Origin of the sequence: Treponema sp. J25, assembly GCF_004343725.1 — a bacterium.
In the GTDB taxonomy this organism is placed as follows: Bacteria; Spirochaetota; Spirochaetia; order Treponematales; family Breznakiellaceae; genus J25.
In genome coordinates this window covers 36,269-61,628 of record NZ_PTQW01000013.1, presented here as the reverse complement: position 1 = coordinate 61,628, position 25,360 = coordinate 36,269, and the positions used below count along the sequence as shown (strand labels likewise).

General features: G+C 49.5%; 19 protein-coding genes. 8 read left to right on the top strand and 11 right to left on the bottom strand.

All coding sequences use genetic code 11. The features are described 5' to 3' along the window. Window positions 1-77: 77 nt before the first annotated feature. Complete coding sequence (locus C5O22_RS04600; protein ID WP_132780025.1) at window positions 78-2,471, bottom strand: asparaginase domain-containing protein; 2,394 nt, start codon at window positions 2,469-2,471, stop codon at window positions 78-80. 125 nt (window positions 2,472-2,596) lie between these two features. Between C5O22_RS04600 and C5O22_RS04595 the strand changes: the two genes are divergently transcribed. From C5O22_RS04595 to C5O22_RS04580, 4 genes are all read left to right on the top strand, one after another. Next, window positions 2,597-4,018 carry an MGH1-like glycoside hydrolase domain-containing protein gene (locus tag C5O22_RS04595; RefSeq protein ID WP_132780153.1) on the top strand — a complete coding sequence of 474 codons (1,422 nt, stop codon included), beginning with the start codon at window positions 2,597-2,599 and terminating at the stop codon, window positions 4,016-4,018. A 119-nt stretch (window positions 4,019-4,137) separates the two neighbouring features. Next, window positions 4,138-5,679 carry a Ppx/GppA phosphatase family protein gene (locus C5O22_RS04590; RefSeq protein WP_132780024.1) on the top strand — a complete coding sequence of 514 codons (1,542 nt, stop codon included), beginning with the start codon at window positions 4,138-4,140 and terminating at the stop codon, window positions 5,677-5,679. An 86-nt stretch (window positions 5,680-5,765) separates the two neighbouring features. Beyond that, entirely contained in the window at window positions 5,766-7,937 is a 2,172-nt protein-coding gene (gene ppk1 / locus C5O22_RS04585) for a polyphosphate kinase 1 (RefSeq protein WP_132780023.1), read from the top strand. Window positions 7,938-7,948: 11 nt separating this feature from the next. Beyond that, complete coding sequence (locus C5O22_RS04580; protein WP_132780022.1) at window positions 7,949-9,307, top strand: class I SAM-dependent rRNA methyltransferase; 1,359 nt, start codon at window positions 7,949-7,951, stop codon at window positions 9,305-9,307. A 220-nt stretch (window positions 9,308-9,527) separates the two neighbouring features. Here C5O22_RS04580 and C5O22_RS04575 read toward each other — a convergent pair whose 3' ends face one another. The 9 genes from C5O22_RS04575 to hprK all read right to left on the bottom strand — a co-directional run bounded on the left by C5O22_RS04575 (window position 9,528) and on the right by hprK (window position 19,415). Beyond that, a complete protein-coding gene (locus tag C5O22_RS04575) occupies window positions 9,528-10,115 on the bottom strand; it encodes a manganese efflux pump MntP (RefSeq protein ID WP_132780021.1) in 588 nt (195 codons plus the stop codon). Window positions 10,116-10,352: 237 nt separating this feature from the next. After that, window positions 10,353-11,324: a polyprenyl synthetase family protein gene (locus C5O22_RS04570; RefSeq protein WP_132780020.1), complete on the bottom strand. Its 972-nt coding sequence runs from the start codon at window positions 11,322-11,324 to the stop codon at window positions 10,353-10,355. 11 nt (window positions 11,325-11,335) lie between these two features. Continuing rightward, a complete protein-coding gene (locus C5O22_RS04565; RefSeq protein WP_132780019.1) occupies window positions 11,336-13,357 on the bottom strand; it encodes an FAD-dependent oxidoreductase in 2,022 nt (673 codons plus the stop codon). Between the two features lie 28 nt (window positions 13,358-13,385). After that, the gene (holA, locus tag C5O22_RS04560) at window positions 13,386-14,345 is read right to left on the bottom strand and encodes a DNA polymerase III subunit delta (protein WP_132780018.1); all 960 of its coding nucleotides are present in this window, start codon (window positions 14,343-14,345) and stop codon (window positions 13,386-13,388) included. Window positions 14,346-14,362: 17 nt separating this feature from the next. Then, a complete protein-coding gene (gene lexA / locus C5O22_RS04555) occupies window positions 14,363-14,971 on the bottom strand; it encodes a transcriptional repressor LexA (protein WP_132780017.1) in 609 nt (202 codons plus the stop codon). Further along, window positions 14,968-16,359: a sigma-54-dependent transcriptional regulator gene (locus tag C5O22_RS04550; protein ID WP_132780016.1), complete on the bottom strand. Its 1,392-nt coding sequence runs from the start codon at window positions 16,357-16,359 to the stop codon at window positions 14,968-14,970. Before C5O22_RS04550 ends, lexA begins: the two co-directional genes overlap by 4 nt. Further along, a complete protein-coding gene (locus tag C5O22_RS04545; RefSeq protein WP_132780015.1) occupies window positions 16,356-18,107 on the bottom strand; it encodes a sensor histidine kinase in 1,752 nt (583 codons plus the stop codon). The genes C5O22_RS04550 and C5O22_RS04545 overlap by 4 nt, the downstream gene beginning before the upstream one ends. Window positions 18,108-18,125: 18 nt before the next feature. Beyond that, window positions 18,126-18,392, bottom strand: a complete 267-nt coding sequence (locus C5O22_RS04540) for an HPr family phosphocarrier protein (RefSeq protein WP_132780014.1) — start codon at window positions 18,390-18,392, stop codon at window positions 18,126-18,128. Window positions 18,393-18,425: 33 nt separating this feature from the next. Further along, on the bottom strand, window positions 18,426-19,415 hold the full coding sequence (hprK, locus tag C5O22_RS04535; RefSeq protein ID WP_132780013.1) for an HPr(Ser) kinase/phosphatase: 990 nt from the start codon (window positions 19,413-19,415) through the stop codon (window positions 18,426-18,428). A 96-nt stretch (window positions 19,416-19,511) separates the two neighbouring features. Here hprK and C5O22_RS04530 point away from each other — a divergent pair, with 96 nt between their 5' ends. The 4 genes from C5O22_RS04530 to C5O22_RS04515 all read left to right on the top strand — a co-directional run bounded on the left by C5O22_RS04530 (window position 19,512) and on the right by C5O22_RS04515 (window position 23,452). Continuing rightward, window positions 19,512-20,159 (top strand): redox-sensing transcriptional repressor Rex, encoded by a 648-nt coding sequence (locus C5O22_RS04530; protein WP_132780012.1) that lies wholly within the window; start codon window positions 19,512-19,514, stop codon window positions 20,157-20,159. Between the two features lie 36 nt (window positions 20,160-20,195). After that, the gene (gene serC, locus C5O22_RS04525; protein ID WP_132780011.1) at window positions 20,196-21,290 is read left to right on the top strand and encodes a 3-phosphoserine/phosphohydroxythreonine transaminase; all 1,095 of its coding nucleotides are present in this window, start codon (window positions 20,196-20,198) and stop codon (window positions 21,288-21,290) included. Between the two features lies 1 nt (window position 21,291). Then, window positions 21,292-22,464, top strand: a complete 1,173-nt coding sequence (locus C5O22_RS04520; RefSeq protein ID WP_132780010.1) for a phosphoglycerate dehydrogenase — start codon at window positions 21,292-21,294, stop codon at window positions 22,462-22,464. A 214-nt stretch (window positions 22,465-22,678) separates the two neighbouring features. Beyond that, a complete protein-coding gene (locus C5O22_RS04515) occupies window positions 22,679-23,452 on the top strand; it encodes a transglycosylase SLT domain-containing protein (protein WP_132780009.1) in 774 nt (257 codons plus the stop codon). Here C5O22_RS04515 and C5O22_RS04510 read toward each other — a convergent pair. After that, complete coding sequence (locus C5O22_RS04510; RefSeq protein WP_243692866.1) at window positions 23,449-25,317, bottom strand: glycoside hydrolase family 5 protein; 1,869 nt, start codon at window positions 25,315-25,317, stop codon at window positions 23,449-23,451. The genes C5O22_RS04515 and C5O22_RS04510 overlap by 4 nt on opposite strands. Between the last annotated feature and the right edge of the window lie 43 nt (window positions 25,318-25,360).

The following is a 25,360-nucleotide window of genomic DNA, read 5'->3' as shown; positions in this document are numbered from 1 at the left end:
GTCCTCAAACATTTCTGCTTTTAGAAAGATCGGTATGAGGGGCCTTTTGTGACGGATCAAGGATGTCTCTACTTTTCTTACAGGAGTTCGGGTCCTGCCTGTTCCATAAGTTCTGCCCGTTCTTCGTCGCTGTCGGCGATGATGCTTGCCGCAAGATACCGGGCTACCACTGATTCGGTCGTGTATGCGCCCATGGGGACCGCCCCTTCTTTCCACAATTCTCGGGAGGTACTGTATCCTGAAAAATCAACCAGCCCTTCCTGCTGACTGGTACAATAAAAACGAACCTGTTTTTTTCGGCCGATAGTAAGGGCCCGCCGTAAAGAATAGGGCCCTTCCCGGAAACCCGCAGTACCTGTATCGTAGAGTTCCAAAAAGAAAGTTCGTACCCCCTGGTCCATCAGTACGGTAAGATAATCTGAACGAAGACCAGGGTAAATTTTGATAATGCACATGGAATTAACCGCTTCTTCCAGCAGCTGGGTGATAACGTACTGATCGGCTTCAAGGGGGCCGGTAAGCAATGATGAACCACTGAAGATGGGGCTCCGCATGTTCCAGTTGCGAAATCCATCGGAACCAATTCGTTCAAACTTCAGGTTGAGGGGTGAAAGGACCGTCCCGCCGTAGACCACATACACCCCCCGTTCTTTCTCCATGGCGAGCTGGATAGCCTTTCCCATGGTTTGGGCCGCTTCGGGTGAGCGGTCCGGCGAAGTAGAAGATGCGGCCAGAACAATCGGGACTCCCGCATCCGCAAAGAGCCAGTACAAAAGAGCCGCCGTATAGGGAAGGGTATCGGTCCCATGGGCCACCACTATCCCATTGGCGGTTCCGGAATTGATTCGTTCTGAAATGGTGGTGATAAGGGCCGCCCAGTCGGAAGGGATTATCTCTTCTGAGAGGATCCGTCCCACCTGGATTGATTCAAAACGGATGCGGGAGTCCCTGATTTTATCACTCAATAGTTCCCGCAGAATTCGTTCGTCCCCGCTTTCCACAGTGCCGTCTTCACTGGTTTTCCCTGAAATGGCCCCCCCCATGGAAAGAACGTACACTAATGAGACGGATAATTTTTCTTTGAGGATTTCCTTAACAAGGGTTGGCTCCGCAAGCCCCCCCGATTCGCGCATGATGCGCCCCGTTAGGAACCGAATGGGTCTTGCGTCTCCTTCCCGAACCCGTCGAACTTCTTGAGGATTATCCTGAATAACCTTATCTACAATAGTGCTAATGATTTCTTTATCGGTAAGTTGTTCCCATCCCCGCTCACCAATGATAGCTTCGGGGTCCTTTTTTTCTTCTAAAACCGCCGTAATGGTCTGTTTTGCTATGCCCCCGTGAATCCGTTTTTCTCGGAGCATTTTAAAAATGCTGGCTAAACGCTCGGGGGTGAGGGCCGATTCAAAGGGTGTGGTGCCGAGTCGGCGGAATTCTTTTACGATGTACGAACTCATCCACTGGGCAAGGTCCCGGGGCTCCACTCCCAGGGCAGTAACCGCTTCAAAATAATCGGCCCGACTTTTTTCGTCACAAATGAATTCTGCCAGAGGAAGGGAAAGCCCATACTGTTCTATAAAGCGATTCCGTCTGCTTTCAGGGAGTTCTACGGTAAGATTTTCCAGGACCTGCAGAACTTCCGGACCCGGGGTATAGGGGGGAATCCCTTCAAGGGCCACGAAACGTGCTTTGGCTTCCTGTTTTCTCTTCTGGAAGGATTCGGTGGCGTTCTTTGTTTCATTCCAGAGGCGGCTTTCGGGAAGCACCGTGCCACCATTGGTGATAATCTCTTCTTGCCTGCTTAGTTCTACATTGATAGCCTTTCGTACAAAATTAAAGGAGTTCAGGTTGCGCAGTTTAACAAATGAACGGGGATACTCGGGATACGGGGCGAGGGCCACATGGGCGTTACAGCGAATCACGCTTTCCACGGGAACCCCCGATATCAGTTCCAGATACTGAATTCGGCACCGCAGATCGGAAAGGAAAACCTCCGCTTCTTCTCCAATTTCAAAGTCCGCTTCGGTACGGATCCGAAGGCTTGGCATCCCGGCGGTAGAATAATCCATCCGGGTTTCTCCGCCCGAATGGGTCAGGCGACCCGCGTCTTCTTCGATGCGGATTTCAGTGATCCGAATTCGTTTTTTGCGACGATGAAATACTATATCCATGAAGCCGTCGGTCCCAATCTTTAAGGACAGTTGCGAGAGATGATAGGTAGGGGGCAGCTCAGGGGTGGTGGTGTTTTTTTCGTACCGAGGCGCTGGGATAAGGGTGCATCCCAGAGAACGTGCGATGGTATATGCTTTTTGGGCTGCCAGAGGATTCAGTTGGGGGATGGCCCCCGTTTCTCCCCGGCAAACAGGACACGATTGGGGAACCCCATCGGCTTGATACGTGCAAGGACAGAAAGCCTTTACTCCGGAAAGGAGCAATACCCGGACTTCTAAAAAAATGTAAGATTTTAACACGCCCGCCCTTCCTTCTCTAAGGTGGATAAAATACTATGCGTTCCCGTTCCAGGCCTGTCAATACCATATTTGACATTTCTGGCCGCATAGGCTAATTTTGTAGGGTTATGTATAAGGGAGAATTTGTGCTTAAAAGGGATTTTCCAAGAATTCATTTTTATGATCAGGATTTTGTAGATATTTATGATAGAACCTGGGCATGGATACAGGACTCCTGGCGGGAGGTAGAAAAGAGTCCGATTAAAGGAAAATTTTTTGCCTACCCTTCCAGTACGGTGGTGGAACAGCATGAGGCCATTTTTTCCTCTTTTTTTCTGGTCTATTCGAATCGGGTTTTCCAGGCCCATCCCACCCTTGATATTTTTTATGAACGGCAAGAACCGTCGGGGGCAATTCGCTGTGCCTATGACATCATGACGGGGACGCCGGTCACTGCTCCTGAAAATCCCGAGGGTCTGGGGCTTCCCCTCTTTGCCTGGGCCGAGTTTAACCTGTACCACAAGTCGGCTAACAAAAAGCGAGTTAAGGAAGTGGTCCCCGTTCTCCATCGATACATGGAATGGATCGATAGCCGGTTTAAGCAACCCAATGGTTTGTATGCCGTACCCCTGTCGGCAACCCTCATGGAAAATGCTCCCCGTCAAGAAGCCTATTACCTGGTAGATTTTAATACCATGATGGCGGTAAATGCCCTGTACATGTCGGCCCTGGCGGATATCTTGAATGATAAGGAGGCGAGCTTTCAGTATAAGCGGCAGTACTTTGGGCTTAAGACCCGGATCAATTCTCTTATGTGGGATGGGGATGATGGGTTTTATTATGATCTGGATAAGAATGAGCAGCGAATAAAAGTAAAGACCATCGCGGGTTACTGGCCCTTGCTCGCCGAATTACCCAATGACGATAAGGCGGAAAAGCTTATTGAAAAACTTACGGACCCCACCTTTTTTGGGAGTCCCCATCCCTTTCCCACAGTGGCTTTAAATGAGCCATCCTTTGAAGAACGGGGAAATGGTTACCGGGGCAGCGTGTTCCCCTACCTTACCTTTATGGTGATAAAGGGGCTCCAGAAGTATCAGCGCTGGGATCTTGCCCGGGAATGTAGCATCCGGCATCTGTATTTTGTACTGGATTCCATGAACCCCGATGGTAATCATCACAAGGGGAATCTCTGGGAAGCCTATCTCCCCAAGAAGGAAGGGCCTGCCATGTGGGAAGGAAAGTCCTTTTTCCCCCGGCCCAACTATCTTGCCTTTGCCGCCCTGTCTACCATTTGTCTTACCATCGAAAATGTTATTGGACTCGAGATTTCTTTGCCCCGCAAAACGGTAGATTGGTATATTCCCAACCTGGAAATCATGGGAATAGAAAATCTTTCCTTAAAACGAAACATGATCACCATCCTTTCTAATAAAAGTGGTCGGGGTTGGGAAATCCACATGGAAAGTGAAAAACTTTATTATTTTACTATCAACATTTTAGGGAAGAAGAAAAAAACCCTTCCGATTCCCTCAGGGAAATGTTCGATGCTGATAGATAAACTGTAAAAAGCATAGAAATCAGCAAAGAAGGGCGCTCTTTTTGAGTGGTGGGGACCCCGTTTTTCATCAAAATTTAACCGAAAGGGGGCTTTTACGAAGGGCCCCCTTTTTTATACACTAAACGTATGGCAAGTGTTTCGTATCGGCTTATGGCTATCATCGAAATTGGATCCACCGGTATTCGTTTGCTCGTGGCAGAACTCTTTAAGAATGGACAGTGGCAGGTGGTGGATCGGGCGAGTAAGCCTGTTTCCCTGGGACGGGATGTGTTTACCGATGGAAATATCAGTCGCGAAACCCTTTTAAATTCTATTGCGGTTCTAAAAAGCTATAAAGAACTTATAAACGGGTGGGGCATTAAAGATGGAGATGTCCATGTAATTGCTACGAGTGCCCTGCGGGAAGCCCGGAACCGGGATATGTTTATTGACCGGGTTTTTTTGCAAACCGGCTTTACCATAAATGTGGTAGAAGGCATAGAAGAAAACCGGCTCATGTACGTGGCTGTGAAATGGGCCCTGGGGCACGATCGCCCTCAATTTAATCGATCCAACTCGGTGATCATCGAAGTTGGTGGGGGTTCTACGGAACTCATGCTCTTGCGCCGGGGGAAAATGGTGGCGGCCCACAGTTTGCGACTGGGGACCATTCTTATAGATCAGCAGGTTCGTCAATCCTTTGGAACCCCCCATTATCTTAAACGGTATCTGACAGAATGTGTGTTGAATACCTGTGAATCCCTCACCAAAGAGATGGACCTCCGGCATGTGCGGACCTTCATTGTGGCCGGTTCTGATGCCCGTTTTGTGGCGAATCGCTTTGGCCTTGAGATAAATAAAAACTGCTGGATTATTGGTCGCCAGGTATTCATCGATTTTGTGGATCGGATCGAAAATTATTCGGTAGAAGAATGTGTACAAAAACTCAGGATCCCCTATGCAGAAGCGGAAGGCATTATTCCGGGGCTGTTGACATACAAGCTTTTTCTTGAGCAAACCAGTGCCACCGAGGTGATCGTTCCCAATGCTTCTATTCGGGAAGGAATGCTGATTACCCTGGCCTCGGGGATAGAAAGCGATCTGCAGGAAGAATTTTTTTCTCAGATTATTGCCTCGGCGATCAACCTCGGTCGAAAATACCGTTTTGATGAAGAACATGCCCGTCATGTGCGGATGCTTGCGCTTCGCCTCTTTGATGAACTGCGGCCTATCCATGGGCTGGAACGCCGTTCCCGGCTCTTTCTGGAAATAGGGGCCCTGCTCCATGATATCGGTATGTTTATTCGGAGTTCGGGGCACCATAAACATAGTCAGTACATTATTGCCAATTCGGAGATCTTTGGGTTGCACCAGGATGAACTTAATATCATTTCTAATGTGGTGCGGTATCACCGTAAGGCTCCCCCTAATTCAACCCATATTGCCTATCTGGCCCTTCAGCGAGAAGAGCGGATCCTGGTGCTTAAATTGGCGGCCATCCTTCGGATTGCGGATGCCCTCGATCGGGGCCATGCCCAGCGAATCCGGGACTTTACCCTGGAAATACGGGATGATACGATCCTTATTCGGCTTTCTGACGAACAGGACATAACCATGGAACGAATAGGGATAGAAGAAAAGGCGGACCTTTTTATGAATGTATATGGGTACCGGGTGTTGTTGGCCTGAAAGTGAAGGGGAGCAAGGACGGCTCCTTTCTTTATATGCAACGGATGGATATACGGGACTTCTGGATATAAAGGGAAAATAATTTTATGGAAGAGAAGAATGTTTTTTTTAGTCGGGACTTATCCTGGATTGATTTTAACGAACGGGTTCTCTATGAAGCCTTACGAAAAGATGTGCCCCTTCTGGAGCGACTCAAGTATCTTATCATCGTTTCCTCTAATTTTGACGAATTTTTTATGATTCGTATTGCGACCCTAAAACGGGCTCTGCGGTCAGGGGCGGGGCCCGATATTTCGGGGCTTTCCATAGAAGAACAATTGCGCCGGGCGAGGGAAAAAATCCAATCTATTGTGGAACGACAATATGTCTGTTTACAGGAAGAGATTTTGCCCGCCCTTGTTCGTTCAGGCTTAGAATTGCTTCGAGCCGAAGAGTACTCAGAGGAACAGGCCCAGTATCTGGAACACCTCTTTATGAATCAAGTGTATCCTGCGCTAACACCCCTGAGGATGAAGGCGGGAGAAGAGGTGCCCACCATAGGAAATCTTAAACTGCATGGAGCTTTTCTGCTGGTCCCCCAGGAAACTGTGGCCGCCTCATCTAAGCCAGGACCGTCGGAAAATGGTTCGGCCATGGCTGATGAAACATCCGAACCCCTCCCGGTGATAGTCCAGATTCCTTCGAGCATTGAGCGCCTTATCTGGCTTCCCCCCAGTAAAGAGGGGGTCCGCCAATGCACCTTGCTGGATGAGGTGCTTCTCCGCTGGGGATATCTCCTTTTCCCGGGGTATGCTATTCGGGAATCAATGCTGTTTCGGATTACCCGGGATGCGGATATCTCGGTAGATGAAGAGCGGGATGAGGATTTTATCGAGGCTATGGCGGAGGTGCTTCGGAACCGGGAACGGTCTGCTCCTGTGAGGATGGTTTGCTCTTCTACAAGTACAAGCTTACGTGCTATCATCCAGGATCTTCTTGCCCTTGGAGATGAGGATGTCTATGTTACCCCCCATCCCATCGATATACCGGCCCTGATGCCCCTCATTCATGTGAAGGGCTTTGAAGGATTGAAATATGAAGCCTGGACCCATTACTGGCCACCGGCTTTACCTGAAGAAGGGCCCCTGTGGGATCGGATTCGCCAATCGGATGTTCTCTTGTATCATCCGTATCATTCTTTTGATCCGGTGGTGCGGCTCCTGCAAGATGCGGCGACGGATCCCCGGGTGGTGGCGATAAAGATTACCCTGTACCGTACCAGTGGGGATTCGCCGATAGTTCGGGCCTTAGAGCAGGCAGCGCGGAATGGTAAACATGTTACCGCCGTAGTGGAACTTAAAGCCCGGTTTGATGAGGAACAGAATATCACCTGGGCAAATCGGCTCGAAGAAGCGGGGGCCATCGTGGTGTATGGCCTTGCCCGTTTAAAGGTGCATGCCAAGGTATGTCTTATTGTGCGCCGGGAAGAGGATTCCATGGTTCGGTATGTGCATCTTTCTACGGGAAACTATAATGATAAGACCGCTCGCCTGTATGCCGATGTGGGCTTGCTTACCGCTTACGAAGAATATGCCCAGGATGTGACCCTGTTTTTTAACATGATTACGGGATATTCTATCGTTCAATCGATGAAACTCTTTTCTGTGGCCCCTATCAACCTTAAACAGCGACTTTTAGAATTGATAGATCGGGAAACAAGACGGGCAAGTCAAGGATATCCCGGTAAAATTGTCGCCAAATTGAATTCCCTCTCTGATCCAGAGGTCATAGAAGCGTTGTATCGGGCAAGCCAGGCAGGGGTTCAGATTCAGCTGAATGTTCGGGGTATCTGTATGCTTGTGCCAGGCGTGCCCGGCTTGTCTTCTACTATTGAGGTGGTGAGTGTTATCGATCGCTACCTCGAACATGCCCGGATCCTATATTTTATGAATGGGGGGGCCGAGGAAGTCTACCTTTCGAGTGCAGATTGGATGCCGCGAAACCTAGAACGACGAATAGAATTACTTTTCCCGATTGTGGATGTGGATATAAAAGAAGAGATAAAGAGCTTTCTCTTTGCCTATTTTAGAGATACTACCCATGCTCATCGGCTACAAAGGGATGGTAGGTGGCTTCCTGTCTCGTCACTCGCAGGGGCCACGGAAGAACCGTTTCGAGCCCAATACTGGATATACGAAAAAATCAGGAAAGAAGCGGTATCCGCAGAAAACCTGGCCCTGCAGGAATTGGTGGTTCGACGGAAGGCCCCCGGGCAATAAAAGAGGAGAGAATGAAACGTATTATTCTAAAGGCGGGAGAAGAATATCGTCTTTTGCGGGGTCATCCGTGGGTATTTGATAATGAGGTGGCCGCCATTGTGGATCCAAAGGGGGACCTGGTCTCTCTTGAGCCGGGGGAACTGGTAGATGTGGAAAGTTCTCGCAAAACCTATGTGGGGCGGGCCCTGGCAAATCCCCATTCAAAGATTATCGCCCGTCTCTATAGCCCTTCAAAGGAAGGCATAGACCGGGGTTTTTTTATCCACCGTTTACGGAAAGCCCTGGAATGGCGCCGTCGCTGGTATAACCTGGATACTACGTCGGTCCGTCTTGTTTTTGGAGAGGCCGATGGCTTGCCTGGGCTTATTGTGGACCGTTTTGTGGGGTGGCCCTTGGAACAGGTTCTATCGATGTACGATGGGGCACAAACCACAAAAAACGATGGTGTAGGAAATCCGGGGGAGGCCTTTGAAGGCAATGCCGATGCCCAAAGGCGCCCGCTTACTTTCGATCTGCTGCAGGAACGATTGGGTTCCCCCGGCGTGTGGTATGCGGTGCAGTTTCTTTCCTACGGGATGGACCAGCGACGTTCCCTTGTGCTAGAAGCCCTGGAAAATCTTTTGGGAAAAGCGAAAGGTATTATCGAGCGGGATGATACGCCGGTTCGAAGCCTGGAAGGTCTTACCCCTCGGGCGGGGCTTTTACAGGGAACGTGGCCGGAAAAGGGTATTTGCGTTTTTGAAAACCAGTTCCCCTTTGTGGTAGACCTTTTGGGCGGTCAAAAGACGGGGCACTTCCTGGATCAGCGGGAAAACCGGGCCCGGCTTGAACCCTTTGTCAAAGGGGGAACTGTTCTGGACCTCTGTTGTCATACGGGAGGTTTTAGCATCCACGCGGCCCGCTATGGAGCTCAGGAGGTGCTTGCGGTAGATGTGTCAAAGGATGCCCTCGCAATGCTCCATCTCAATGCCCGGATAAATGGGGTCTCCGAGCGGATTCAGACCCTGGAAGGGGATGTCTTTGAGGTACTCAGAAATCTTGTTCAAGAGCGTCGACAATTTGATTGTATCGTGTTAGATCCCCCGGCCTTCGCAAAAACAAAGACCGCCCTCGCCGGCGCACTTCGGGGTTATCGGGACATTAATCGGCATGCCCTTCTGGTGCTTAAACGGGGGGGATTTCTGTTTACCTGTTCCTGCAGTCAGGCCATGACGGAAGATAAATTTAAAGAGATGATAGAAATGGCCGCCGCCGAAGCGGATCGGCGTCTTCGATTGGTGGAATTCCGTTATCAAAGCATTGATCATCCTATTTTAGTAGGATATGATGAGTCCCTCTATTTGAAGTGTGGTATCTATCAGGTTCTGTAAAATCCCGGTTGCTGAATTGAAGATGCGGGGCCCCTTTTTAGGGTACGTAAAAAAGGGGCCGTCTTTTTTACCGATTGAGCTACGTGAAAAGGAAGGGGTTTTCCCCTCCCCTGGGCATTGGGCGTCGTAGGGTTGTTAATGTGCAACCTCTTGCTCTTTGCTTTACCTGGCAAAGATAGGGCATGCCGGGGGCCTCGGGTTCCAGAACGTTTCTCATGAGTTACTTCAGGAGATGTTCTAAAAGAATTTTAATCCCAATACCTACCAGGATGATGCCACCCAATTGTTCTGCCCGTTTCTCGATAAGATGGCCGAGCCGTTTCCCGAATTCAAAGCCCAGAAGACATACCCCCAGGGTAATGAGGCCGATAAGTAGAGCCGCATCCACAATTGAATAGCCGAGGAAACTAAACGAAAGACCTACGGCCAGGGCATCGATGCTTGTGGCAAGGGAAAGCAACAATAAAATGCGGATATTCCTGATATCCACATGGGATGACCTCATTTGATTTTCTGAGTCATCCGGGCAAGAGGGATCTTTTTCTCCGAAGCTTTCTAGCAACATCTTGCCCCCGATAAAGACAAGAAGGGCAAAGGCCACCCAATGGTCATAGTTTTGAATTTGATTTCGAAAATATAGGCCCGCAGTCCATCCTATAAGGGGCATTAGAAATTGGAAAAAACCGAACGAAAAGGCCCCTCGGAGAATGTAGGGCCACTGAAGCTGGGCAATGCATATCCCCGCAGAAACGGAAACTGCGAAGGCATCCATCGAAAGACCAAGGGCGATGAGAAAAACCTGTAGCATTGAAGTACCCTAGCATATTTCTAAAACATTGTTCAATAAAAACAGACAATGATTGTGATAGGTACCTAGCCCGCTGGGCCTACCCTTTTCTGTAAACAGAATAGTACCCCCTGGGCATACCTCGATACAACGGACAGGGGTGAATAAATGGTGGACGAACCCTCACGGCACCGTTCCTCAAATACCAGGGTGATACCGGCGATGCCCCACCGGGGCCTTTGAAAGCCCCTTCTTTAATTAATACTTCCGGTATAAGAGCTGGGTGGTGAGTTCCCGCAGCATGGGGGTAGGGCTGCTTTGGGGAAGGGTATCAATAAGGAACAGGGCCCGCTGTGTATAGGAATGAGCTACATGACGGGCCTCTTCGATACCGCCAAGTTTTTCACAGAGTTCGATAATTTCAAGGGGATCGGCTTTTTCGAACTGACCAGGAGCCACCAGTTGATGAAGTTTTCCCGTCCTGTCTTTGTGCAGGGCCAGGATAAGGGGCAGGGTTACGAGCCCTGAACGAAGGTCGCTCCCGCGGGGTTTTTTTATCACCTCCGGATCGCCGGTGTAATCCAGGATATCATCAATAATTTGAAAGGCCATCCCGAGGTTATATCCAATTCTTCTTAAAATTTCCTGAATTCGGCGGGGTGCCTTGCTTTCACTAGCCCCGACAAAAAGGGCCGACCCAAAAAGAATAGTGGTTTTCCCGATGATTTTGCGGAGGTACGACCGGATAGAAAGGCTTGCCTGAAAACGATGGGTGTCCTGTTCGATTTCCATAGAACAAATGACACTCATGGCTCGGGCAATGTACCGGGCATTCTCAGGGGAAGTGTATTCTGATGCAAGGATAAAACAGCGGGACAAAAGAAAATCCCCCACCAGAACGGCGTCTTTCTGTCCAAAGCGGCTGTGCACCGTGGGATTCCCCCGGCGCAGTGGCGCATCATCAATGACATCATCGTGCACGAGGGTTGCCACGTGGAGCAGTTCCAGGGCTGCAGAGAGGTTGATAATTTTCTCCCGATTCGGCTCTTTCCCATACCAGGAACCGATGATGAGCAGGGCGGGGCGGAGCATCTTTCCCTGGTTGTCAAAGAGGACCTTTACCGCCTCCTGGATTAAGGGGTTGGAAGAGCTACAGACCTCGAGAATGCGGCCCTGGACCACCTGCAGATCCGCAGCCAGGGCCGGATAGTTCTTAAAAAAAGACAACATCGAGGAGGTGCTTATTTTTTGGACGTAGTTTTGCGGCTCGGATTGTCCAGATACAGATGGTGGCGCTGTACAAAGGGAATCCCGTTCCACCACTTCTTAAAGAAGGGAACTACCCAGCAATCAAGACCAAAGGCCCTTCCTGCTCCACCCAGCATTAAGAACGCCGCAAAAACAAACCACACCTGGTCCCAGGCAAACATGCCTGAAAGGGTGAACACGATACACATTGCAATGGATGCGGCCGCCGCCAGCCAGGTAAATAGCCCTCCCATCAGCGCTAACCCAATGGCAATCTCCGTAAGGACTACCATGAGCTGAAAAATCTGGAAAGGAATGTGGGCCGCAATGCCATCCATTAAGGTGGTTCTAAACCAGGTTGCGACGGGACCATTAACGTCGAATATGGGTTTACTCAAATCCCAGATTTTCCCGAAGGCCTTTGCGGTTTGCTCCGCCGCCTGGGTCGCCGCGGTACCGGCGGCATCCCAGGTTCCCGCATCGGATGCGGCACTTACTGCTTCGGCAACTGCCTGCGTGGCGGCGGCCGCCCCTTCGGTTGCTGCTTCAGATGCGGCAGAAACTGCCTCCGCTGCCCCATTCTGAAGGGTCTCTGCGGCTTTGGTTACTCCCGCCTGGATAACGCCGGGACTGAACATCCACCATGATTTGCTTCCACTACTCCAGGCAAGCCAGCCTTCTCCTATTTTATTGACCCCTTCCATCACCCACATAAGGCCTAGCCAAAGACGGAGGGGAAGGATCCAGTAACCCCTGGTTTTGTAGGCCCCAAAACCCCGGAGGATGGAACGACCACTGTCCATGTTAAGAAATTCATGTTTGAGGTATTCCCAGCATTGGTTTATTCCCGCTACCCCAAAAAGATAATGGAGATTTACAAGGTGTTTCATGGCAATGGCAAAGAACCCCGAGAGTTTGATGCCCCCCGCATTGGATACGCCGTACTTGCTTCCCACGGAAACCATAAAACCATGATAATTGGATTTAAACTGTTTTGTTTCGCCCCCCTTGATAGCCGCTGCGATGTTATGGGCCACCACGTCTGCGGTTTGAAGGGCCGTTTCTACTACCTGCGGGAGGGGTTTTTCGTTCTCGAGGAACCACACCATATCCCCTGTCAGGAACACGTTGGGATATTGGGGCGCATTCATTTCAGGGGTAACCTGAATTCTGTTGCGTTTTCCCTTTTCTAATGCAAGGGTGCCGCCAAATTGGCTTCCCTGAACCCCACAGGTCCAGATAAACGTTGCCGTTTCGATGGTAGAACCATTTTGCAGTTTTACGAGACCAGCGTCGGCCCCTACGATGGGGGTCTGGGTAAGGACCTCTACCTTCTTTTTCTGAAGATACCGCTCTACTTTTTTTCGGAGATCCTCTTCCAGCATCGGAAGGATGGAGGGAAGGGCCTCTACGACCACAATGCGAACCTCTTCGGGAGAAACCAGCCATTTGGCGCACATCGCGTCCCGCCATTCCAGGAGTTCCCCCGCCATTTCAATGCCCGTAAAACCGGCCCCTGCTACCACAAAGGTAAGCATCTTTCTTCTCAGTGCTGGATCCTGAATTGCAACGGCCTGCTCAAACATCGATTCAATATGGTGCCGGATGCGAACGGCATCTTCGTAGGACCAGAGGGTCAGGGCATTTTCTTTGGTACCGGGGATGCCAAAGAAGTCTGGCTCCGCTCCGGTTCCCAGGACAAGGTAATCGTAGGTATATACTGCGCTTTTTGAACGGGCTTCCTGCTTTGCGAAATCGATGGATTCAATGGTGTCGAGTACCACCTGTACCTTAGAACCACCGAATATCTTGGCATAGGGTACCCGAACGGAATCTCCTTCCACCCGGTGGCCTGCCACCTCGTGGAGTTCGGTCATCAATGTGTGATAGGGCCGTTTATCTATCAAGGTAATAGTGATATGAGTATCTTTTTTAAAGGTCTTAGCAAGACGTTTGGCCGCTTCGATTCCTCCATAACCTCCACCGATAATGAGTATGTGCTTATTGTCTGCCATATCGACTCCTTGCGAGATTATTACTATTCTACTTAAGTATGCTATAGAGCAAAAGTTCCATCAAGAGGCTTTCCATGGCTGAACCGGCCATACGGATTTCCACGTCCGTTTTGGCCAACAATGCAATACTATGATGCACCTGAGACAGGGTAAACGTCCTGCTTGCCTGCCGGTAATCTTCCTGGGCTTTACGGGAACCCAGGCCTATCTTTTTTAATTCCATCTCTGATAAAAGCCCCTGTTGTTCCAGAACCAGATAACTCTCCAATTTTCTAAAACACCACAGAAGCCCTGCGAGCAGGGCCTGCACACTTTCCTTTGAGTTTAGCAGGGTGTGTAGCGTTTCCAAACTTTTTCCCAGGTTACGCCGGGCAAGGTGAGAAAAGAGGGTAAAGGGGGATTCTTCTTTATTGTGGGTCAGGTAACTTTCTACCTGTTCTGCCGTGATAGGCTGGTTTTTATCAAGTACCAGACATAGGCGGGAACACTCCTGCCTGAGGGCGTCCGTATTGTTTTCTACCAGTTCAAGAATGGTTTCAATGGCGGCGGGCTCAATAGAAAAGCCCTCTCGCCGAAAGAAGGTCTGGACCCATTCGTGTTTACGATTTTCAAAAAGTTCCCAGAAAACCCGACGATGATCCCGGCTCACCGCGTTTTCAATATTCCTATCGATGCTTATTTCGTCGGATAACAAAACAAGGTAGGTATCCTCGTGGGGATGTTCGCAGTATTTCGCAAGGGGATCGACTTCGTCTTTTTTTTTCAGATTCTCACAATTCTTAAGAATAAACAGCCGAACCTCTGAAAAAAGAGACCCATTCCGAATAATTGAAAGAATGTCCCCAATGGGTGTTTCGCCGATATAAAAGGATTGCTCCTCCGGTGGCATGCCTGTGTTTTTGGTAATACGGGCCCGTAGTTCGTTAAGCGCCTCCTGGCGTTCTCCAATCTCGGGGCCCGTAAAAATATATACTTCTCCCTTAGCCATGCCTGTACCTTACTGTGCTAGTGATAATAGCGAATAATGCTATGCAGTCGACCCAGAATCTGAACATTCTGGCTATATATCGGAGAAAAATGGGGATTTTCGGGTTGCAGACGGATACGATTGGCCTCTTTGAAAAAACGTTTCAGCGTTACCGCTTCGTCTACCAGGGCAACCACAATTTCTCCATTATGGGCTATGGGGCTTTTTTCTATGATTGCCGTGTCTCCATCAAGGATTCCCGCTTCTATCATCGAGTCCCCCCGCACCTGGAGGGCAAAATATTCCTTCTGAGCTTTGAGCATGCTCCGGGGCACTTCCACCGTCCCTTCCCAGTTTTCTTCCGCCAGGATAGGCTTGCCCGCCGCAACGGTCCCCAGAATGGGAATGCACACCGTATGGGGCTCTTCCTCTCTGGGAGGTTGAATGATTCCGATCGTGCGGGATCGTTTGTCCTCGAGACGCAGGAACCCTTTCTTTTTTAAGGCATTAAGATGATCATAGGCTCCTTTTACGGAAATCGAAAAGTGTTGCGCTATTTCCCTGATGGTAGGGGGATAGGAATGTTCTGCAGTAAAACCACTGATGAAGGAGAGAACTTCCTGTTGTCGTTGGGTCAGGTCCTTCATGGCTCGGTCCTTATACCATGCTTTTTGATCTTTGCATGGAGATTACTGGGATATATCCCAATGGCCTCAGCGGTCTTTGCTATTATATACTGATTTTGGGCAAGATGGTACTCTAAATAGTGTTTTTCAAAGGCCTCTTTCGCTTCATTGTAAGGAAGGGAAAAGAGATCCTCTGCTAGAGTAGCTCGGTTTTGAGGTGCCGCCATAAGTTCTTTTTGCGGTGTTTTTTGAGGTCCCGCGGGTTGTAACAGCGAGAGAATTTCTTCTTTACTGAGGACCCCTTTCTGAGAAAAGATGGCGAGCCGTTCCGCAAAATTTTTAAGCTCCCGAATATTGCCTGGCCATGAATAGGTTTGGAGCGTTTCCAGCGCCTCTGAACTCAGTTGCGGTGGCGTGGCGTGAAGCTCCTTTAAAAAATGATGGAGCAAAAGGGGAATATCCTCCGGCCGATCCCGCAGGGGAGGCAAATGGATGGGAATAACGTTTAGGCGGAAAAACAGATCCTCCCGGAAGGTTCCTTCTTTGCAGGCCTGTTCGAGATCCTTGTTGGTGGCAGCGATGATCCGCACGTCTACCGTAATAGAGCCCTCTCCACCTAATCGTTCAATTTTTTGTTCCTGAATAGCCCGTAACACTTTCGCCTGGGCTGCCAGGGACATGTCCCCTATTTCATCCAAAAAGAGGGTGCCCCCATGGGCCTGCTCAAAACGCCCTTTGCGGCTGGAAATCGCATCGGTAAAGGCCCCTTTCTCGTGACCAAACAATTCGCTTTCTATGAGGGTTTCCGGGATAGCCGCGCAGTTCACCGTGACAAAGGGCCCACCCTGACGGCTAGAAAGACCGTGAATGGCCCGGGCGACGAGTTCTTTTCCCGTACCATTTTCTCCTGTGATAAGCACCCGGGCCTCCGTATTGGCTGCCTGATGGATTAGCTCTTTAACCTTTTGAAGGGCCCCGCTGTTCCCTACGATGTCCTGGAGGACTATCTTTTGTTGCTGTTTTAGCTGGAGATTTTCGTGCTTTAGTTTTTTAAGGGCCAGGGCGTTTTTGGTTACCGTAAGAATTTTATCTAACGAGAGGGGTTTTTCAAGAAAATCAAAGGCCCCCTGTTTTACCGCCCGAACCGCCATATCCACATTGGCGTGGCCGGAAATCATGATAACTTCTATGTCCGACCAGGATTTTTTGATAGTCCCAAGAGCCTCAAGTCCTCCCATTCGGGGGAGCAGGACATCAAGGAATACCAGATCTATTGACCCTTCTTCCAGGATACGAAGGGCTTCTATGGCATCTTCGGCGGTAGTAACCCGATAGCCTTCGTCTTCCAGGACAGAAGAAAGGGTGGTGCGAATACCTGCCTCGTCATCTACAATAAGGATACTATTCATCGTTTGCGACTCGATTCCTCAAAAAGGGGTAAATCTACATAGAAAGTGGTCCCACTTCCCTCCCGAGAATGGAACCAGATGGCCCCCCCGTGTTCATATACTATTCGTTCCACAATCGAAAGACCCAGACCGGTACCGGCAGTTTTTGTGGTAAAGTAGGGGGTAAACACGTGGCTTTGATGTTCTGCCGCTATGCCACAACCAGTATCTTTAATGCTTATTCTACAATAACTAGAATCTTCCTTTTTGACAAGGTCGAGGCTGATAGAAAGTTCCCCTTTTTCTTGCATCGCATCAATAGCGTTGGTAAATAAATTGTTAAAAATTTGATGAATTTGTTTTCGATCTGCCTTTACTTCCATCTGAGGATGATGAACCTGGACTATAAAATTGATCTGAGGATAGGAATTTCGATACATACACATTACTTCTTCTACCAGGGGTTGGATGGCAATTCGTTCCAGTTGTGGAGGAGGTAACCGAGAAAATGCCCGGAATTCGGTTAACAGGGAGGTAAGGTTATCGGTTTCTCGAATGATAGCCTTCATAGAGTCCTGAAGGACCTCTCCAATGGCTTGAGGGTTCTGTTCCCATTTTCGGAGGACCCGTTCGGCTGAAAGCCGAATGGGGGTAAGGGGATTTTTTATTTCGTGGGCAAGCCGCTGGGCCAGGTCCTGCCAGAGGTTCACCTTTTCGTTTTCCAGGGCCTTCCGCTGGGCCTTTTCCAGTTCCCGGATCATGTGATTAAAGGCATCGATAAGAGCGCGTAATTCGTCTTTAGGATGGGCAAGCAGACGAACCGAAAGATCTCCTTCGGCAACCTGATGGGCAGCCTGAGAAAGGGCAACCAGGGGCTGGGTTATGCGGTCGCTTATGTTTGCCGCCACAATGGTGGCAAGAAGAAAGAGGGGGAACGTGGAAAGCCCATAAAGGATAAAAAAGAAGGAAGGTAATTTTTGTTGAAAAGCCTGAATAGTAGTAAGAGTAGCTTGGGCTCGATCAAGCCGTTCGATTCGCTCATCAAAATGGGGGCCCAGCGAAAAGGTGATAGTCCACAGGGTCCGTGTATCCTTTTTAATGGTGTACCGAATGAAGGGTTCCTTTTGTTCTGGGCGTCGGGGAACGAAACCACTCTTTGTGCTGGGAGGCATGCTAAGATACGCGATGGATTCTCCTTTGAAGAAGGAACTTTTCCACTCCCCTTTAGGTCCCGAGATGAATTCCTGGAGTCCCAATAGGTCATCGTGAATCTCTGAAAGCGCTATGGTCCCTGTCCGGGCGGTTTGCAAAACAGGGTCCTGGGCCAGCTTTTCAAGGTAAAAAAGACGAAACTGGTAGGCGTCAAGAGAAAACCACTGGGCATCCTCCAGGGCAGTGGTAAGCTGTGCCTCTTGCCAGGTCCGCAGAATCTGACGAATAGTGGTGGTATGGATAAAAGTAACCGGTATCATGAGTGAAAGAAGACTGGCCATAAAGTAGGCAAAGATTTTCAGTCTTAACACGGCACCCGCTTGCTGTCCAAGGATGTCTCGCATGAATCCGGCAAGCATGATGCCTAAAAAAACGATGATGCACCCCTCAATCCCTATAAGAACAAGGAAATAGAGGTCATTGCTTTTTGTTTCAGTAAAATTTTCTGTTAGAAAGCTGCTCCAAAAAAGAAGTATGACGATACTGAGTAATCCATAGATAAAAAAAGCGCCCAGAGGAGAAAAAACCGTGTTTCTTGAAAGGGATAGCCTTCTCATCGCATAGGGCTCGTCCGTTTATTCTTCTTCAAACTTTGAATCAAACAAATGGATCAATGCTGCTAGGGCTTCTTGTTCGTCTTCCCCATCCGCAATGATTTTAAGACTGGTGTTATACCCTGCGCCAAGGGTAATGATACCCATAATAGATTTGCCATTCACTCTATCGTTGTCTTTTTCTATGTAAATTTTAGATTTATATTTGTTTGCCGTCTGTACCAGGAGAGCCGCCGGTCGGGCGTGAATCCCTGCTCGATTTTTGATGGTGACCATCTGTTCTATCATGATATTTTTCCTTAATTGTTATATCGAAATATTTCAAATAAAGTCATCCTGCCCATAATACACTGAACGGGCAGAATCACTTTCAATCCATTTAAGGATGTTCTGGTTAAACTCTTTTGCCGAATAATACCCCATTTTCTTTAAGCGTTCATTCATGGCCGCCGTTTCTATAATGATGGGGATGTTTCGTCCCGGTTTCACGGGGATCTCTAGCTTGGGCACCTTCACTCCCAGGATATCTATTGTAAGATCAGTCGTGCCCAGTCGGTCGTACATTTTTTCGGGGTTCCATTCTTCCAGCTCTACCACTAGTTGAATCTGTTTCTTGTCCCGGATCGCCCCTACCCCAAAAAGATGGGTAATATTGATGATGCCCAATCCCCGGATTTCCATATGATGGCCAATGATTTTATTAGCCCCCGAACCCATAAGGATGTTTCCGTTGACGCAGCGGATATCTACCACATCGTCAGCCACAAGACGGTGTCCCCGTTCGATTAATTCCAGGGCGGCCTCGCTTTTCCCAACCCCCGAATCGCCCAATATGAGTACCCCAATGCCGTACACTTCCACCAGAACGCCGTGCATGCTTTTTTGTGGAGCAAAGATAGTAGAAAGCACCCGAAGCAAGCGGGACGAAAATTCAGAAGAAGGGAGATCGGTTTGCAAAATAGGGCATTGGGCCTTTTCGGCAATTTCAAAGAAACCCGAGTCAGGAAGCAGACTGTGGGTAAAAATACAGCAGGGGATAGGGTATTCAAACATTTTCTGGATGGTGTCGGTCTTGTGTTCTGAGGCAAGCTTTCGGAGATAGGCCACCTCGCCTCGGCCGAAAATCTGGATTCGCTGATAGGCGAAGGAGTCATAAAAGCCTGAGAGGGCAAGCCCTGGCCGGTTCAGATCGGGGATATCGATGACCCGAGAAAGCCCTTTTCTTCCACCGATACACCGCAGATTCAAGGCGTTGTGCTCTTTCAGGTCCATATCGATGAGATCCAGGACGGTGAATCGTTTTACGGCCATGGAATTATAATAAACCAATTACGAGAAAAAAACAATTGACAGTTTTTAGAACCTTTGCTATAGTTTCTGTGAAAAATATCACAGGTGGTGATGTGGATGAATCAAATTCCTGGTCCTGCAATCGAACGGCTTCTCCATTTGCTCCGCTTTCTGGAGCGGCTTGATGTTCAATTTATCACATCTTCCGAGATAGAAGACTATACCGGATGGTCCAGTGCCACCGTCCGGAAGGATATTTCCTATCTGGAAGGAATTTCTGCGGGAACCGCCGGCTATGAGGTGGGACGGCTTAAAGAGGTAATCCGGGAAACCCTGGGGCTTACGGAGGGACGCCGGATTTGTATTGTGGGCCTCGGACGGCTTGGCTCGGCCTTTCTCAATTTTACAGGGTTTGAGCAGGAAGGGTTTCACCTTGTGGCAGGTTTTGATTCAAGCGTGAACCGCATCGAGATACTCCGCTCGCCGGTTCCCCTCTATCCAACCTATAAAATGGCGGAGGTGATTTCCCGTTTTCAGATTGAACTGGCCCTGCTTTGTGTTCCTGCCTCGGAAGCCCAGAGGAGCGCAGAAAAACTGGTTGCCGCAGGAATCCGGGGCATTCTTAATTTTGCGCCGGTGGTGTTAACGGTTCCGCCGACGGTGGCGGTAGAAAACCTGTACGTGGTAGATGGGCTGCGAGCCCTGGCGGCTCGCTTAAGCAGCAAAAAAGGAACTGAGCCGGGGATTCCCGGGAAAAATGAATAGAACGCCCGCTGAACAAGGGGCGATTAAGGAGGCTATATGAAACGGGTCTACAACTTCTCGGCGGGGCCGTCTATGTTACCCCTGGAGGTGCTTCAGAGGGCCGCAGCAGAAATGACCGATGCCCGGGGGACCGGTCAGTCGGTGATGGAAATGAGTCACCGTTCAAAGGATTTTAAACCTATCATCGACCATGCAGAGGCGATGCTCCGAAAATTGATGGGCATTCCCAACAATTACAAGGTGCTCTTTCTGCAGGGTGGCGCTTCTCTCCAGTTTGCCATGGTTCCCCTGAATCTTGCTCCCCCGGTGGATGGGAAAAAACGGAAAGCTACCTACGTAGATACGGGTATTTGGGCCTCCAAGGCGGCAGAAGAGGCCTCCAAATATGTGGAAGTCCGGGTTGCCGCTTCCTCGAAGGATCGGGCCTACACCTATATTCCTGCCGCTCCTGCTCCGGATCCAGAGGATGCCTACTACCATATTACCTTGAACAACACGATTGTAGGAACCCGCTGGACCACCCTGCCCGATACAGGGAATGTTCCCCTGGTGGCAGATATTTCAAGCTGTATCCTTTCGGAACCCCTGGATGTGAGTCGCTTTGGGGTGTTGTATGCGGGGGCTCAGAAAAACCTGGGGCCCGCGGGGGTCACGGTGGTGATCGTTCGGGAAGATCTTATCCAGAAGGTCCCGGACTGGGTACCCACCATGTTGCGGTATGAGATCCATGCAAAAGAAGGTTCCATGTATAATACCCCGCCCTGCTACGGGATCTACATGATTGGTCTTGTTCTTGACTGGATGGAAGCCCAGGGTGGTCTTGAGGTTATCTATAAGCGAAACCAGGAAAAGGCGGCCCTTTTGTATAACTATCTTGATTCGTCGAGCTTTTTCCGTTCCCCCGTGGAAAAACGGGATCGGAGCCTCATGAATGTCCCCTTTGTCCACGGAGACCCTGATGTGGAAGCCCGTTTTGTGCAGGAGGCCGCCGCCGCGGGCCTGGTGAATTTGGCGGGGCATCGCCTGGTAGGGGGTATGCGGGCAAGCATCTACAACGCCATGCCTATTGAAGGGGTACAGGCCCTGATAGACTTTATGAAAGAATTTGAAGCGAAAAATAGGGGGCACTAGAATGTTTCGGATTTTAACGGCCAACAAAATTTCTCCCCGGGGGCTCGATCTCTTTCCCCGGGACATGTATGAAATCGCAAGCGAGATTCCAAACCCTGATGCAATCCTTGTTCGGAGCGCAGATCTCCATTCGGTGGAAATTCCTTCTTCGGTAAAGGCGATTGCCCGGGCGGGAGCGGGGGTCAACAATATCCCGGTAGATCTTTGTAGTGAGCGGGGTATCGTGGTGTTTAATACCCCTGGTGCCAATGCCAATGCGGTAAAAGAATTGGCAATAGCGGGATTACTCCTTTCTTCCCGAAAAATTGTGGAAGGAATTGCCTGGTGTAAAACCCTTATCGAAAAGGGCGATGAGGTCCCCGACCTGGTGGAAAAAGGGAAAAGCCAGTTTGAAGGACCGGAAATCAAAGGTAAAACCCTCGGCGTAATTGGTCTTGGGGCGATCGGGGTGATGGTTGCCAACGATGCGGTAAACCTGGGGATGGACGTAATAGGGTATGATCCCTATATTTCGGTAGATGCGGCCTGGAATCTTTCCCGGGAAGTAAAAAAGGCTGAGACCCTCGAAGGTCTATTGCGGGTGGCAGATTATATCACCCTCCATGTGCCTCTTATGGATGCCACTAAAGGTATGATTGATATGGAAAAAATCCGCCTCATGAAAAAGGGGGTTCGACTTATCAATCTTGCTCGAGGCGGGCTTGTGAATGATGCGGACCTTATTCAGGCGCTACAGGAGGGGAAGATCAACTGTTATGTAACGGATTTCCCGAATGCGGAACTGCTTAAGCAAGAACGGGTCCTCTGTATTCCCCACCTTGGGGCCTCTACCCCGGAGGCAGAGGAAAACTGCGCGGAAATGGCGGTCCTCCAATTGCGGGATTATCTTGAAGCGGGGAATATCAAGAATTCGGTGAATTTTCCCCATTGTAAACTGGAACAACGTTCTCCCTATCGGTTATTGGTGGCCAATAGAAACGTACCTAACATGGTAGGACAGATAACGACCATCCTTGCGGAGGGGAACATCAATATTACTGATCTCATAAATCACCATAAGGATAAGTACGCCTACAATATCATTGATACCGAGAGCCCTATCCCGGATTACCTTATACAAAAAATCCAGGCGGTAGAAGGTATTATTCGTGTGAGGGTGATAGAAAAAAAATAATGTCTTTCTCTGATTAGGAGGAATAAGAAGTTCTTTTTGACCCCTTTCTATCTACAAAAAATGCTGGATTAGCGGGGCCCCGGGTAAATCCTTGGGTGCCCCGGTTTTCTCCCCTTGAATGATAGAAAATATTTCTATATTATGCGCTTTACTTCATTGTTTTACATCCTTTGCGAGGTATGAATACTTATGGAAATGGAGTTGATCGTCCAGCATGATGCGAAGATTTTTCTTTTTAGGTATTCCCTTTTGTCTCAGTAGTCTACTGCTTATTCCTGCCCTGTATCTGCATGTACATAATGCTTTTACTGTATCGGCCCTTGAGAATATTTCTCCCGAGTGGGTGGCCCTTCACCCCAGCGAATACCGGGCTGCGGTTCTTACCTTTAAGGATAGCCCCAAAAATACTATTTTGACCCTCTATCGGGATCCCCTTTCCCGGGAATCGGTTGTTTCTTTCTTTGAGGCCCTTACCCACTCTCGAGCCCTGGCAGAGAGTATCCTGGCCTATTGTGACCAGTTTGAAGTTCCCCCGAGTCTTGCCTTTGCGCTTGCCTGGGAAGAGAGTCGTTTTAATCCCCGGGCGGTAAACACCAACAAGGGAAGCGTCGATAGGGGGCTTTTCCAGTTGAATTCGAAGGCCTTCCCCAATCTTAAAGAGCAGGACTTTTTTAACCCCGATCTCAATGCCCGGTATGGAATTGCCCATCTTCGGTGGTGCCTTGATTTAGGGGGAAGCGAGGTTGCCGGCCTTGCCATGTATAACGCCGGTACCACCCGGGTACGAGCCGATAACACGCCGAAAAAAACCCTCGATTACATCGCCCGGGTTCAGGCGTTTCGAGATGGGGTAGAAGACCTTTTTAGTCGCGAAATAGCTCCCCGTTGGATTATTGCCGATGGTACGGTAAAAGCCGCTTCTGAAAAAGCATCTTCTTCTGAAACTCGATTAGCCCTATTCCCTTCTTTTAAAGGGGGCCTGCGCTAGTCTTCCCCTTGTACAGTTACTTCTATGCTCCCCCCTTCTTTTGGGGTGGTGATAAGAAGAAGCCCCTTTTCTGAATCCCAGGTAAAGGGGAGGCTTTGCTTCCGGTTATATACCACAAGGATGTGAGGTCTGGACCCTATGCAGGTGGCTGGAAGATATACTTCCGTCGGGGCTGTAATGTGGGGATTCGCCTCATAGCGGAAAGAAAAGAAGCGTTTTTTGTAGTCCCAGTGATAAAAGAGCAGTTCCCCTGCAATGGCCCTGGGATAGGGGCGGAGCCATCCTCTCATTGCCCGGGGACCCTCTGGTCCCACAATGGAAAGATCTTCGTCATTCCATTGATCTCCCCGTTCATGGTTGTTATCGGCGGTGTAGTTCCAGATTGTGGCGTGGAGCCTGAGTGCCTCAATCGCCGAGTAATACATATCCAGGGCAATTTCGTGGAGCGAATAATCCCCTGTTTTATAGGCCTTTTTATTAAACAAATCAAAGGGAAGGCCAAATTCTCCGAGAAGGCAGGGCATGTTATTCATGTGTTCCTGGGTCCAGCGGATGTCTTCGTAGAGTTGATCGATAAAACTTTCCAGAACCCGTCGTTTCCCCACTACCAGTTGCCGATTATCGGAGCGAACCGAAACCCAGGGGAAAAATTTCTTGGAAAAAAGGGTTGCCCCATCATACCAATGGAAGGCATTGATGCACCGGTCTCCATCGTTTTTATCCCAGGAGGGATGGTCTCCATTGGGGACCCCTTCGATAAAGAAAAGACATTTTTCCTGCACCTCTGAAAGGGATGCTATGAATTTTTTCATAAAAGGTTTTAGAAAATCATCGACGAAGCGAACGGGTCTGCCTTCAATGTAAGCGAAATAGTCTTTTTTCAAAAGCCGGGGAACGCCCCCTTCATCTGTCCAGACTCCCTCTTTCTTCCAGGGACATGAAAAGCCTTCTTTAAAAAGAGAGGCCTTTTCTGGATTGATAGTTTCTTTTCCGATTACGCGGGTTCCCAGAATTCCTGTTTTGTACACCGGAACTTCTACGGTATACCCTGAGGCCGCCACCATCGATTGAAAGGCCGAGGGGATGGGGCCCAGGGCGATGGAATTGTTTTCGAGGTTTTCTAGATTCTGGTACCCAATGTAGCCGGGATGGGGCTCGTTCATGGTACCCCAGCCGATAATGTTCTTACAATCCTTAAGGCGTCGATAGCAGTGCCGCATAGCGGCAATGTATTTCTGCTGCAGGAATTCCTGAATGGGGGTCCCTTCTACCATACAGTGGGGGGCATAGACATTCCCCCCAAAAAAGAGGGTAAAAAGGGTGGCTGCGCCATATCGGTTGTAATTAGTGGGCCAGACCATTTTAGGAAAGGGATCTCCCTTTTCCTGATGCGTAAGGGCAGCTCCGGTTATTGAAAGCCGGCCAATGTCGATGCCCAGGATATCGAAAACCCAGGCCGGTGCCCCGTCGCCACCGGTCCAGCGGCTCCATACATCCTGGTGAGGATCCATGTATACCCCTATGTTGCGGTTTTCCAGTTTTTTGATAATTTTACGCAGGTACGCCAGGTATGCTTCATCGTATATACCGGGGCCTTCGTGCTCGATTCCTTCCCAGGTAACGATAAAACGGACGCAGTTAAAACCCCATGAAGCAAGCCGGTCTACATGCATGTCCGCTTCTTCTAAAGGAAAGGGGCGTCCCACAAAGGAGACCGCCCTGGGGTTTTCAAGAGAATCCTTTCGCCAGGTCGCGCCATTGGGAGTGGTGGGAACCTTAGAACTCCCACCGAGATTACATCCCCGTAACAGTATTTGCCTCCCCTCTTCATCATAGAGGTTGCTCTTCTTAATAAAAATTTGCATAATCTACTCCGTTTTACTATTGAGAAAATGGAGAAATTTTAGA

Excerpts from the sequence above, each read along its gene's own strand:
- C5O22_RS04590 (WP_132780024.1), top strand. The coding sequence starts at position 4,138 with ATGGCAAGTGTTTCGTATCGGCTTATGGCTATCATCGAAATTGGATCC.
- ppk1 (WP_132780023.1), top strand. The coding sequence starts at position 5,766 with ATGGAAGAGAAGAATGTTTTTTTTAGTCGGGACTTATCCTGGATTGAT.
- C5O22_RS04580 (WP_132780022.1), top strand. The coding sequence starts at position 7,949 with ATGAAACGTATTATTCTAAAGGCGGGAGAAGAATATCGTCTTTTGCGG.
- C5O22_RS04575 (WP_132780021.1), bottom strand. The coding sequence starts at position 10,115 with ATGCTACAGGTTTTTCTCATCGCCCTTGGTCTTTCGATGGATGCCTTC.
- C5O22_RS04570 (WP_132780020.1), bottom strand. The coding sequence starts at position 11,324 with ATGTTGTCTTTTTTTAAGAACTATCCGGCCCTGGCTGCGGATCTGCAG.
- C5O22_RS04565 (WP_132780019.1), bottom strand. The coding sequence starts at position 13,357 with ATGGCAGACAATAAGCACATACTCATTATCGGTGGAGGTTATGGAGGA.
- holA (WP_132780018.1), bottom strand. The coding sequence starts at position 14,345 with ATGGCTAAGGGAGAAGTATATATTTTTACGGGCCCCGAGATTGGAGAA.
- lexA (WP_132780017.1), bottom strand. The coding sequence starts at position 14,971 with ATGAAGGACCTGACCCAACGACAACAGGAAGTTCTCTCCTTCATCAGT.
- C5O22_RS04550 (WP_132780016.1), bottom strand. The coding sequence starts at position 16,359 with ATGAATAGTATCCTTATTGTAGATGACGAGGCAGGTATTCGCACCACC.
- C5O22_RS04545 (WP_132780015.1), bottom strand. The coding sequence starts at position 18,107 with ATGAGAAGGCTATCCCTTTCAAGAAACACGGTTTTTTCTCCTCTGGGC.
- C5O22_RS04540 (WP_132780014.1), bottom strand. The coding sequence starts at position 18,392 with ATGATAGAACAGATGGTCACCATCAAAAATCGAGCAGGGATTCACGCC.
- hprK (WP_132780013.1), bottom strand. The coding sequence starts at position 19,415 with ATGGCCGTAAAACGATTCACCGTCCTGGATCTCATCGATATGGACCTG.
- C5O22_RS04530 (WP_132780012.1), top strand. The coding sequence starts at position 19,512 with ATGAATCAAATTCCTGGTCCTGCAATCGAACGGCTTCTCCATTTGCTC.
- serC (WP_132780011.1), top strand. The coding sequence starts at position 20,196 with ATGAAACGGGTCTACAACTTCTCGGCGGGGCCGTCTATGTTACCCCTG.
- C5O22_RS04520 (WP_132780010.1), top strand. The coding sequence starts at position 21,292 with ATGTTTCGGATTTTAACGGCCAACAAAATTTCTCCCCGGGGGCTCGAT.
- C5O22_RS04515 (WP_132780009.1), top strand. The coding sequence starts at position 22,679 with ATGATGCGAAGATTTTTCTTTTTAGGTATTCCCTTTTGTCTCAGTAGT.
- C5O22_RS04510 (WP_243692866.1), bottom strand. The coding sequence starts at position 25,317 with ATGCAAATTTTTATTAAGAAGAGCAACCTCTATGATGAAGAGGGGAGG.